General features: G+C 43.1%; 11 protein-coding genes and 1 pseudogene. 9 read left to right on the top strand and 3 right to left on the bottom strand.

Annotated elements, in window-relative coordinates; genetic code table 11:
• Positions 1–85: 85 nt before the first annotated feature.
• Positions 86–1813 carry an ABC transporter ATP-binding protein gene (locus tag C1712_RS00915; protein ID WP_102265973.1) on the top strand — a complete coding sequence of 576 codons (1728 nt, stop codon included), beginning with the start codon at positions 86–88 and terminating at the stop codon, positions 1811–1813.
• Between the two features lie 34 nt (positions 1814–1847).
• Here C1712_RS00915 and C1712_RS00910 read toward each other — a convergent pair whose 3' ends face one another.
• Both C1712_RS00910 and C1712_RS00905 read right to left on the bottom strand, forming a co-directional pair.
• Positions 1848–2249: a cytidine deaminase family protein gene (locus C1712_RS00910; protein ID WP_102265971.1), complete on the bottom strand. Its 402-nt coding sequence runs from the start codon at positions 2247–2249 to the stop codon at positions 1848–1850.
• A 61-nt stretch (positions 2250–2310) separates the two neighbouring features.
• Positions 2311–2511 carry a tRNA-specific adenosine deaminase gene (locus tag C1712_RS00905; RefSeq protein ID WP_102265969.1) on the bottom strand — a complete coding sequence of 67 codons (201 nt, stop codon included), beginning with the start codon at positions 2509–2511 and terminating at the stop codon, positions 2311–2313.
• Between the two features lie 151 nt (positions 2512–2662).
• On the opposite strand from C1712_RS00905, the gene C1712_RS00900 reads away from it, so the two are divergent.
• The 6 genes and pseudogenes from C1712_RS00900 (at position 2663) to C1712_RS00880 (ending at position 8551) form a co-directional block, all read left to right on the top strand.
• Entirely contained in the window at positions 2663–3523 is an 861-nt protein-coding gene (locus tag C1712_RS00900) for an aldose 1-epimerase family protein (protein WP_102265967.1), read from the top strand.
• An 83-nt stretch (positions 3524–3606) separates the two neighbouring features.
• Positions 3607–4323, top strand: a complete 717-nt coding sequence (gene nagB, locus C1712_RS00895) for a glucosamine-6-phosphate deaminase (protein WP_102265965.1) — start codon at positions 3607–3609, stop codon at positions 4321–4323.
• Between the two features lie 318 nt (positions 4324–4641).
• A complete protein-coding gene (locus tag C1712_RS00890; RefSeq protein ID WP_102265963.1) occupies positions 4642–5031 on the top strand; it encodes a Fur family transcriptional regulator in 390 nt (129 codons plus the stop codon).
• Positions 4988–6367, top strand: a pseudogene (locus C1712_RS00885) ([FeFe] hydrogenase, group A); the annotation flags it as partial. The gene C1712_RS00890 and the pseudogene C1712_RS00885, both read left to right, overlap by 44 nt.
• A 45-nt stretch (positions 6368–6412) precedes the next feature.
• On the top strand, positions 6413–7081 hold the full coding sequence (gene rbr, locus C1712_RS12850; protein ID WP_219718828.1) for a rubrerythrin: 669 nt from the start codon (positions 6413–6415) through the stop codon (positions 7079–7081).
• Between the two features lie 318 nt (positions 7082–7399).
• Positions 7400–8551, top strand: a complete 1152-nt coding sequence (locus C1712_RS00880) for a DUF349 domain-containing protein (RefSeq protein ID WP_102265959.1) — start codon at positions 7400–7402, stop codon at positions 8549–8551.
• A 145-nt stretch (positions 8552–8696) separates the two neighbouring features.
• On the opposite strand, the gene C1712_RS00875 is transcribed toward C1712_RS00880, so the two are convergent.
• A complete protein-coding gene (locus C1712_RS00875; RefSeq protein WP_102265956.1) occupies positions 8697–10025 on the bottom strand; it encodes an MATE family efflux transporter in 1329 nt (442 codons plus the stop codon).
• Between the two features lie 75 nt (positions 10026–10100).
• Between C1712_RS00875 and C1712_RS00870 the strand changes: the two genes are divergently transcribed.
• Together C1712_RS00870 and C1712_RS00865 are read left to right on the top strand one after the other, a co-directional pair.
• A complete protein-coding gene (locus C1712_RS00870) occupies positions 10101–10982 on the top strand; it encodes a MerR family transcriptional regulator (protein ID WP_180963033.1) in 882 nt (293 codons plus the stop codon).
• Positions 10983–11191: 209 nt separating this feature from the next.
• The gene (locus C1712_RS00865; RefSeq protein WP_102265952.1) at positions 11192–12055 is read left to right on the top strand and encodes a patatin-like phospholipase family protein; all 864 of its coding nucleotides are present in this window, start codon (positions 11192–11194) and stop codon (positions 12053–12055) included.
• The last annotated feature ends 52 nt before the right edge of the window (positions 12056–12107 follow it).

Below are 12107 nucleotides of genomic sequence, written 5' to 3'. Positions count from 1 at the left end.
AAAGCAAGTGTTTTTATGCTTTTCACTTTGCATTCAATTTCCGATTTTAGTATAATACATAAATATCAGGAAAGGGGCTGACAGAATGATAAGACGCTTTATTGCTTATTACAAACCGCATCGGCGATTGTTTCTGCTTGATCTGATCTCGGCATTTTTCATTTCGGTCTGCGATCTGTTTTACCCGATCATCACCAGAGACATGTTGAATGATTTTATTCCTAATCATGAGATGCGTTTATTATTTATCTGGGCATTTGTTCTGCTTGTGATCTACATCATAAAAGCTTTGCTTGGTTATTTTGTGCAGTATTATGGACATTTGGTAGGAGTTTATATGCAGGCGGATATGCGCCGCGATATTTTTATTCATTTACAGAAACTGCCGTTTTCTTACTATGATGAGCATGAAACCGGGAAGATCATGAGCCGTATGATCAATGATTTACAGGATATTGCGGAATTGGCGCATCATGGACCTGAGGATCTGTTTATTTCTTTGATCATGATGATCGGCGCTTTCGCTTACCTTTGTACGATCAATGTTTCCCTTACGATCATTATCTTTATTTTCATACCGATCCTGATCTTCTTCTGTATGCAGATTCGCAAAAGCATGACGGCAGCCTTTATGGAAAGCAGGGTAAAGGTAGCGGTCGTGAATGCCAATTTAGAAAACAGCATTTCCGGTATCCGGGTATCGAAAGCATTTACCAATGATACTTTTGAAGTGGATAAATTTCAAAAGGGCAATCGGGCTTTTGTCAAAGCACGGGAAAAAGCTTATAAGGCAATGGGACATTTTTACAGCGGTTCGAATTTCATCATTGATTTGTTGAATGTGGTCGTGCTGGTGGCAGGCGGCTATTATACGTTTCAGGGGTGGATCAATTATGGAGATTTTGTTGCTTATATGCTGTTTATCAATCAGTTCATCAATCCGATCAAAAAGCTGATCAACTTTATGGAACAGTTCCAAAACGGCATGACCGGCTTTCAGCGCTTTTGTGAGATCGTCGATGAACCGATAGAGGAAGAAAGCGCTGCGGCGCATGAATTGAAAAACATTAAAGGAGAAATTACTTTTGATCATGTTTCTTTCCATTATGCGGATGGCAAAGAAGTGTTGAATGATGTTTCCTTACATATCAAGCCGGGTGAAAAACTGGCGTTAGTTGGCCCTAGCGGCGGCGGCAAGACGACGATCTGTCATTTGATTCCGCACTTCTATCCGCTTGATCAGGGAACGATTGCGATCGACGGACAGAATCTGAAGGATCTTACTTTCGCATCACTGCGTAAAAATATCGGGATCGTACAGCAGGATGTGTTTTTGTTTAACGGTTCGATCAAAGAAAATATCGCTTATGGCGATTTGGGGGCAAGTGAGGAAGCGATCATCGAAGCTGCCAAGCGTGCCAATATCCATGACTATGTGATGACGCTGCCAAATGGTTATGATACCAATATCGGCGAACGTGGGGTCAAACTGTCGGGTGGACAGAAACAGCGATTGTCGATTGCACGGGTATTCTTAAAAAATCCGCCGATCTTGATTTTAGATGAAGCGACCAGTGCATTGGATAATACGACAGAAATTTTGATTCAGGAAGCGCTGGATGAATTATGCAAAGGCAGAACGACATTGGTAGTGGCACATCGTTTATCAACGATTAAAAATGCCGATGAGATCGTCGTCATCACCGGCGGAGAAGTACGGGAGCAAGGAACCCATGAGGAATTGCTTGCGCAAAACGGCATTTATCATAAATTATATGAAAGTCAGTTCCGCACCCAGGAGGAAATGCGTTAAAAACGTGTTTCCTTTTTTATTTTATAAGATAATGTTAATGGGAAGTGATCCACCAGTGCGGCGTCAATTCTCCTAAAGAAACGGTTTTCTGATTCTTGATATCTGCCATGATCTCAATATTTTGATAAGTGTGCGGCATGAGCTGTACCATCAATTCCCGGCAAGCGCCGCAAGGCATGGCACAAGAGCCATCCGGCATCAAAGTCAATATTTTTTGAATTTCCTGTTCGCCGTTTGTGATCATTTGAAAGATCGCATTGCGTTCAGCACAGATTCCTAAAGAGCAGCAGGCATCAATACAGACACCGGTATAAATATTGCCTTTCGCGGATAACAGGGCGCACGCTGTTCCACCTGCTTCTATATAGGCGGAAAGGGTCCTGTCATTTTGGATGCGGCATGCTTCGTCATATAAAGTATTCCAAATCGATTTCATTCTGATGATCTCCTCTTTATTTTTGAAAATACGCTTTTAATCCCGCAATACATTCTTCCTTTCAGACACCTGCGGTTACTTTCGGCTTCAGATAAGAATGTGCAAAGACCATTTCACTGCAGGCACATCCCTGTTCACCGATCAGATTGCATAAATCGATGCTGTTTACTCCATAGACAAGTCGCCCCAGTTTGGTCCACACCATTGCGCCGCTACATATAAAGTGTACTGCCTCTGCCATAAACTGATGATCAAGTTCCATAATAAGATCCTCCTTTGCATGGTGGTTACATCCATTGTATCATGACACCGAGAAACTGTCATCGGGATATAAAAATAACGCAAAAGGGAAGGTATGGCAAAGTCTAAGGGAACGTGATACAATAATAAAAACAAAGAAAGTAGGGTGTCATATGAAACTGGAAAATGCTTCGGCAGTCGTAACATTTTGTGAAAAGGGCGCAGAGATCGCCAGCTTTATCAACAAAGAAAACGGCCTGCAATATATGTGGCAAGGCGAGGAAGCGTATTGGACGGGAAAGAATCCGACCTTGTTTCCGATGGTAGGCAATACTTATACGAAAACGTATGAGATCAATGGAAAAAAATATGCGATGAAAAATCATGGATTGCTTCGTTACGTGGATTTTACCTGTATCAAAGCGAATGAAGAAGAAGTGATCTTTCAATATGAAGCGGATCAGGATGCGCTCTCGCAGTATCCTTTTCCTTTCACATGCAGAACGATTTATCGCTTAGATGGTCTTACCTTAACGGTTCGCTATGAAATAGAAAATACCGGAGATCAGACGATGCCGTTTCTATTTGGTCTGCATCCGGGATTCAACTGCCCGTTGGTGCAGGGAGAAGCATTTGAAGATTACACGATTTGTTTTGATGAAAACGAGCATTTGGAACAGCTGATCATCGATCCTAACGCGCCAAAAGGGGTAACCGGCAAGATGCTGGAATTAAAGGAACTGCCGCTGGACTATGCGTTATTTGAAAAATACGGGACATTGATCTATCGTGGCATGCACAGCGCCTATGTCACCTTAAAAGGGAAAGAACACGGTGTGCGGGTAAGCATCGGCGGCTATCCGCTGCTGGCTTTTTGGACAGCGAAACGCGGCGCGCCGTTTCTCTGTATTGAACCATGGTATGGACACGGCGATTTCTATGACTGCAAGGAAGATTTTTATCATCGTGAAGGAACGATGCTATTGGCGAAAGGGCGGATGTTTACGACCGCTTATACGATTACTCTTTTTTAGAGACAATCGGGCCAAAGTGTTACATTGAAATTCATTTGATTTCGTGATATGATGAAAACAGTTAGAAATAGGAGGAACGAATTGTGGAAGTAATTGTTTTGAAAAATTATGATGAAGTATCAAAAAAAGCGTTTGAAGTGATGAAAGAAGTAGTCGCAAATAAGAAAAATGCGGTACTTGGTTTGGCAACCGGTTCTTCACCGATCGGTCTTTATCAGAACATGATCAAGGATCATCAGGAAAACGGCACCAGCTATGCGGATATCACCTCATTCAACCTAGATGAATATGTGGGCATCGACCGCAATCATGAACAGTCCTACTATACATTCATGCATGAGAACCTGTTTAAGGGAATCGACATCAAAGAAGAGAACGTGCATGTGCCATACGGCGATACAAAGGCTGACTGCGATGCTTATGAAAAAGCAATGGAAGATTACAGCGTAGATATTCAGGTGCTGGGAATCGGCGCTAACGGACATATCGGTTTTAATGAACCGGGCACACCGTTTAGTGAAACAACGCATATCGTTACCTTGACTGAAAAAACCCGTCAGGACAATGCTCGTTTCTTTGAAAACGACATCAATCAGGTGCCGACGCACGCGATTACGATGGGAATTGCTACGATCATGAAAGCAAAGAAGATTTTGCTGGTGGCAACCGGTGAGAATAAGGCAGACGCGGTTGCGGCAATGGTAAACAAAGCACCGGATGTGAATTGTCCGGCATCGGTATTGCAGAATCATCCGGATGTTGTCGTGATCGTGGACGAAGCAGCAGCCGCAAAACTGTAAATTGGAGAAGATAAAAACATCTGTGATAAGCAGGTGTTTTTTTCATGAATGAATCGAAAAAGGGAATTTATAAACAGTGAAAAGAAAGCAGGTGTTTTTAGGATCATCTGTCATTTCATGTTGATACGATATGCCTAAGGATCGTTTGAACAATAAGCAACGCTTCGACACTTTCTAAAATGAAAAAGATGATTTTAGAAAATTGTAAAAAAAGAACAGGATCATAAAAATTGTAAAAAAAGAACAGGATCATCTTGACAAAAAAAGTGATTTAATTATAATAGTAATTGATAATGAGTATCAATAAGGAGGTTGTATATGAAGCGTAACACATTACAAAGACAGATCGTTATGAACGCCTTAAAGAAGATGCACAATCATCCGACTGCCTCACAGGTCTATGCGTATGTGCGCGCCGATTATCCGACGATCAGCAAGGCAACCGTCTTTCGTATCTTAAATCAAGAGAGCGAAGAAGGTACGATCATGAAGGTGCCGGTAAATGATTCGGAAATGCACTATGAATTAAAAAATCCTCCTCATTATCATCTGCGCTGCCGTATCTGTGGCAAGGTAATCGATGCACCATTCCCTTATCAGGCGCACATGGAAGATGTAGAGCAGGTAAACGGTTTTTTGATTGAAGGACATTCAATCGAGTTTTATGGGATTTGTGAAGAATGCCGCAAAGCGGAAAAAGGAGAATGAGATGAGCAGACATGAACCATTGAGCGTCAGAGTTGCGATCGATACCGATAATCCGGCGATCGTAAGAGTTGAAGAAAAATGTATTCGCTGCGGTATGTGTAAAGAGGTCTGTGAAAAACAAATTGCAGTACACGGCACATATTCGCTGGAGGAAACCGGTGATCGGGCCATTTGTATTTACTGCGGACAGTGCGCCAATGTCTGTCCGGTAGACAGTATCATGGAAAGAGATGATACAAATGGCATCAAAGAAGCGCTGAAAGATCCGAATCAAATCGTGATCGTATCCACTTCACCGGCTGTCAGAGCTGCCTTGGGCGAGGCGTTTGGCATGGAAAGCGGCGCCTTTGTAGAAGGAAAGATGGTGGCATTGCTGCGCAAACTGGGATTTGACTATGTGCTGGATACCAATTTCGCTGCCGATCTTACGATCATGGAAGAAGCGAGCGAATTAGTAGAGCGCATTCAAAACGGCGGTGTCCTGCCGCAGTTTACGAGCTGCTGCCCGGCATGGGTCAAATTTGTTGAAACCTATGAGCCATCGATGCTCGCAAATCTATCATCGGCAAAAAGTCCGATTTCCATGCAGGGACCAACGATCAAAACTTATTTTGCCAAGTATCGAAATATCGATCCAAAACGTATCGTCAATGTCGCATTGACGCCGTGTACGGCGAAAAAGTTTGAGATCAAGCGTGAAGAAATGCATGCGGCGCAGGATTATCTGGGATTAGAAGATCTGCGCGATATGGACTATGTCATGACGGCAAGAGAATTGGCGCGATGGGCAAAGGAAGAAAACATCGCTTTCGAAGCACTGGAGGATGCGTCCTATGATGCGTTAATGTCAGATGCGTCAGGGGCAGGCGTTTTATTCGGCAACAGCGGCGGTGTTATGGAAGCCGCATTACGTACGGCTTATTATCTGATTACCGGAAATAACCCACCGGCTGATTTACTGCATTATGAGCCGGTGCGCGGTTTAGATGGTGTAAAAGCCGGCAGTGTAGAGATCGCCGGTATCCCGTTGAGCTATGCGGTCATCTATGGCACGGCAAATGCCAAACAGGTATTGCAGAAATTAAAAGCAAAAGAAGTGCGGTATGATTTTATCGAGGTCATGACTTGTCCGGGCGGCTGTATTGGCGGCGGCGGTCAACCGAAAGAAGCATTATTGCAGGAAAATGTGCATGCAAAACGCATGCAGGCGTTGTATGATCGGGATGAGGCGATGACGATTCGCTGTTCGCATGACAATCCTGAGATCATACAGATTTACGAAACGTTTTACGCAAAACCGCTCAGCGATTTGGCGAAACGAATATTACACACCACTTATGTGGATCGCTCAGGCGACTTAAAGAAAGGAAAGGTACAGAAAATGAAGAAATTTAAGTGTAAAGTATGTGGTTATGTTTATGAAGGAGAAGCGCTTCCGGCTGATTTTACTTGTCCGTTATGCCATGTTCCGGCTTCCCAGTTTGAAGAAATCGTAGAAGCAAAACCGGCAGGCGCAAGCAAATATGCAGGTACAAAAACAGAAAAGAACCTGATGGAAGCATTTGCCGGTGAAAGTCAGGCAAGAAATAAATACAAATATTTCGCACAGAAGGCGGCACAGGAAGGTTACGAACAGATCGCGGCGATCTTTATGGAAACCTCTGAACAGGAATCGCAGCATGCGAAAATGTGGTATTCAGAATTCCATGGCATCGGTGATACTGCCGCAAACTTAGAAACGGCAGCTCAGGGCGAAAACGATGAATGGACTGATATGTATAAGCGTATGGCGCAGGAAGCACGCGAAGAAGGCTTTGAAGAACTGGCAAAGAAATTCGATCTGGTTGCCGGTGTGGAAAAAGCACATGAAGAACGCTATCGCACATTGTTGGATCGTCTGAAAAAAGGTGAAGTATTTAACGAAAACGGAGAGATCTTCTGGATGTGCCGTCAGTGCGGACACCTGCACTTTGGCAAAGAAGCACCGGAAGTATGCCCGACTTGCGGATACTCACGCGCTTACTTTGAAAGAAAATCAACAAACTACTAAGATAGAAAGAGGCTGGGAATCAGCCTTTTTTCTTTTGGGGAAAAGAGAGCAGATCCTTTTATCCTGCCTGTTGCAGGGAAAAGGTGTGTCAGTAAAAGTACATCGTTTCAAGAACCATTCTTCTTGATCCTGTTTTGTTCAAACCTTGGCTGGTATGTATTTATACAAAAAAGCGGGGGCAATTTACGAATTTACAGCAATAAAAAACAAAAAAAGGATAAAAACTGTAAATTATGAATGATTTTTCTTTCAATATGATGTAAAATCTATATTGTGAAGATTCATAAGAAAGGATTTATGAATAATTGGAGGATTATTATGTATAACGATCGTGATGAAATGTATGAAGTGAGTGATTTAGATCAGGACATCGCTTTGCGCAAGGAATTGATTGCGGAAGCGAAAGAACTGATGGCGGCAGAAGAACCGGATGCGCGTGCCGTTGCAAATTTAAGAAAGGCATGGAACCTCATCGCTTATTGGGAAAGTGTGTTGGAAGATGAATTGATGGAAGAATTCGATCAATATCTGGATGCATACTATGCAAAGAAGCGGGCGAGTTATGAAAGCATCCAGGCAGTAAAGGAAGCGATCATCGAGGAAGCAAAGGCACTGTTGGAAGCACAGGATTTCAATAAAGCGGCTCAGGAAATGGATGCGCTGATGACACGCTGGAAAGAAGCAGGCAATGCCGGAAAAGAAAAAGATGATGAGCTGTGGGAAACATTCCATGCAATTCGTAAACAGTTTTATGAATTGAAGCGTGCTTATTGGGCAAATCGAAAAGAACAGTTTGAAAAAGCGCGCGCCGTAAAAACAGAATTGATCGCCAAAGCACGCGAGTTAGCCGATTCTGAGCAGTGGCAAAAAACAAGCAACACATATCGTGAGCTGATGGAAGAATGGAAGGCAGTCGGCAGTGCCGGCCGAGAACATGAAGATGAATTGTGGGATGCGTTTAAGGAAGCCCGCCAGCAGTTCTATGACAGAAGAAATGCACATTACGATGAACTTCATGAGGAGCAGCATCAAAAATACGAAGCGAAACAGGCGCTGATCGCACAGGCGAAAGCCATTGCCGATACAAAGGAATATACGAAGGAACATACAGCGGCGATGAAAGAGCTTGGCGTCAAATGGAAAGCGGTTGGCTCTTGCGGAAAAGAAAAAGAAGATCAGGTATGGAAAGTATTCCGTTCCATCATGGATGATTATTTTGCGGGATTGAAGGCTTGGAATGAAGAAAAGCATGCGAACTGGTTACAACACATGCAAGAGATACGAAACCGCAAAGCAGAACTGATCCAAAATCAGAAGCGCCAGATCGAACACATGAAGCAGGATATGGTCGGATTGCTTGGTCAGCGGGCGATCGATGAGATGGAAGAAGCCATTGAAGATAAAAAGGCGTTTATTGAAGAACTGGAAAAAGAAATTGCAGATATCGATGCACGATTAACAGAAGCATAAACAAAAAAACTGTTCCATAGGATAGATCGATGATGATCTGAGTAGAGGAACAGTTTTTATATGAAGCAGTATGCGGGAAAGGATATAGCGTGCTGTGAGAGCATCTTGTTTCCTGCTCTTTGAAAGGGCGTTGTGAAAGCAGCGCTTATCCATATTGATAAATGTCTTTGAACAGACGCAAATATAACAAAGATACAAATAAAGTAAGCAGCTCAGCCAAAGGAATCGAAAGCCATACACCATCCACACCGATGAGAGATGGCAAGATCAAGACGCATGCGACAATGATGACAAAGGTGCGTAAGAAAGAGATGATGGCTGATACTTTTCCATTGGAGAAAGCGGTAAATAAAGCAGAAGCAAAAATATTGATGCCCGCAAACAGGAAATTGATCGCAAACAGATAAAAACCATGCAGCGCAATATCATGAGTCGGATCCTGCGGCGTGGTAAAAATGGTGATCAAAGCTGAAGCACAGAACATCGAAATCAATACGACGACGATCGAACTGCCGATGATGAAGCGCATGCAGATCCGATAAAGCCGGCGCAGGACATCGCTGTTTTGGGCGCCGTAATGATAGCTGATAATCGGTGCGACTCCCATCGAGAAACCAAGATACAGTCCATTAAATAAAAACTGGGCGTACAGTACGATGGTAATTGCGGCAACCCCGTTTTCTTTTAACAGCCGCATCATGATCAGGTTGAACAGATATGTGATCACGGCATTGGAAAGATTGCTGACCATTTCACTGGAACCATTTGTACAGCTTTCAAACAGCACGCGTCCATTCCACTTCGGCAGCACATAATGTAAACCGTTATGATTGGTAAAGAAGAAAACAGAACCGACGATCACCGGAATGAGCTGACCGATACCGGTGGCCAATGCCGCTCCCGCAATCCCCATCTGCATCGGTCCCATAAATACATAATCCAATACCATATTGCTGATACCGCCAATGATCGTAACACTTAAACCAAGAGCAGGTTTTGATGCTGTGACAAACAGGGTCTGGTAGATGAGCTGCATCATCGTAATCGGCGCAAAGCAGCCCATGATCAGCAGATACGTTTTGCTGTCCTGCAATAATAAATCATTTGCTCCAAGTATGCGGCAAAGCGGTTCAAGAAACAAGACGATCAACAAACAAATCACAGCGCTGATCACAAGTGCCGCCACACTGATCAAAGAAAAGTTTTCATAAGCTTCTTGCTTTTTATTTTCTCCCAGCTTGCGGGCGATGATCGCACTGCCGCCGGTTCCCAACATGATACCGATGGCTAAGATTCCACTGAGGATCGGATATACGATATTCAAAGAAGAAAGGGCATTGCTGCCGAGCAGTCTTGATACAAAGATTCCATCGACGATCGTGTATAAGGACATAAATACCATCATGATGATCGTCGGGAAAACAAATCTCATCAAAGAAGGAAAGGTAAAATCCTGTGCAATATGATTTTTCATTTGATCACTTCCTTTCGATATCGACATGTGCTATCATAAACGATAGGGTAACCCGATAGTCAAGAGGTGATGACAATGAAACCGGAAAATGATCGTTATCTGTCATGCGGCGAATTTGCCAAAACGGTCGGAACGACCAAACACACGCTGTTTCATTATGATGAGATCGGCTTGTTTCAGCCTGAGCTTGTAAAGGAAAACGGATATCGCTGTTATTCGATTTCCCAAATCGATCTTTTTCATGTGATCGAACTGTTGAAAGAATTAAACATGCCGCTGAAAGAGATCAAAGCCTATTTAGATAATCGTGATCCGAAGCGCTTTCTCGCTTTGTTAAAGGAAGAAAACCAGCTGTTGGATGCGCATATCCGCAGATTAAAAGAAATGAAATTATGGGTCAATGAGCAGATGCGCGTGATCGAAGAAGCACTGTCGATCAATGTAGAAGAAATACAGATTATGTCATTTCCGAAGCAATATTTATATGCGGCTCCTTTGTCTGCTTATGATCATTATACGCTTGCTAAACAGATCAGCGAATTGATCATAAAAAGCAAGAGCGGCAGTTTTTGTTCACCTTACGGCATCGGTGCCAGCATGAAACGGGAAGCAATCGAGAAAAAGGGATATGGATGCTATGAACAAGTCTATTTCTTGATGAATCATAGACCGAAGCGTCTTTCTTATACGATCAGGGAGGCCGGTACTTATCTTTGCGCCTATCATGTCGGTTCCTTTGATCAGGCATATCGCTGCTATGAGCGGTTGATGCAGGCGGTTTCAAAGAATGGCTGGCGGATCGATGATCGTATTTATGAGGATGTACTGATGGATGAAATCGCGGTAAAAGGGGAGGATCATTATGTATTGCGGCTTTGTGTCAGAAAGATCGAGGATGAATCAAGCCTGATGGAAAAGCAGACAATTCACGATCGTCATAGGAAATATGGGAAATAGGAATCTATTGATAAAAGCCGTTTGCAGTGATTAGCATCATCGCCTTGTTGCCTATAAAGAAGTTTTCTTTACGGAAATGATATTTGGCAAACGGATGAGTGCTTATTTCAAGAGATACGATCAGCTCTTGCTTTTTATAGCATCGCCATTGCGGTTGCTTGCATGTCTAAAAAAGAAGGACTATAATAACAGCGGTAAGGAGTGAGAACATGAAAACGGCTTTGGTGTTAGAGGGAGGCGCTTTGCGAGGTGTTTATACTTCCGGTGTATTAGATGTATTGATGGAGCACCATTTATATTTAGATGATGTTGTCGGCATTTCAGCCGGTTCTTTGAATGGCCTTTATTATATTTCAAGACAGAAAGAAACATCGATTCAGTTAAATTTGAATTATGTCAATGACAAGCGTTATATGGGTGTCGGCAATCTCGCAAGGGATCGCAGCTTTTTTAATTTTGATTTTGTATTTGATGAGATCTTTTCTCATTTACTGCCCTTTGATTTTGAAACATTTTATGCTTCCAAGCAGCGTTTTTATGTCGGTATCTCAAATTGTGAGAGCGGAAAATTAGAATTTGTGGAAAAAGGTGAGTATGAAGATTTTTTGAAAGTTTGTCAGGCAAGCAGCAGTATGCCGTTATTAAGTGCCCCGGTCGTGATCCGTGATCAAAAGTATCTGGATGGAGGCGTTACTTGTGCAGTACCGCTGTTTGATGAGCTGCCCTTTGCATGTGATCAGCTGGTATTGATCTTGACGCGCAATAAAGGATATCGCAAAAGCAGTGTACCGCCTATTTTACAAAGCATTTACCGCAATCACTTTAAGTCTTCACCGGCGTTGGTGGATCGTTTGATCACCGCTCCGCTTCGCTATAATGAACGAATGGACGAGATCGATCGATTGGAGGAAGAAGGAAAACTGTTTGTGATTCGTCCTAAGGAACCGGTCAGTGTATCACGTATCGAAAAGAACCGTGAAAAGCTGGAACAGCTTTATGAACAGGGCAGAAACGATGCCCAAAATGCTTATGTGCGATTATTACAGTTTTTAGGCAGACAGGAAATCGAATAAATTGTTGGGCAATGCGGTTGCGTTTCTTGATGATGCTGTTATAATGGAGATA

Origin of the sequence: Massilicoli timonensis, assembly GCF_900199515.1 — a bacterium.
Classification (GTDB): domain Bacteria; phylum Bacillota_I; class Bacilli_A; order Erysipelotrichales; family Erysipelotrichaceae; genus Massilicoli; species Massilicoli timonensis.
Note: the sequence above shows the minus strand (reverse complement) of the source record. Positions and strands in the feature narration are given on the sequence as shown.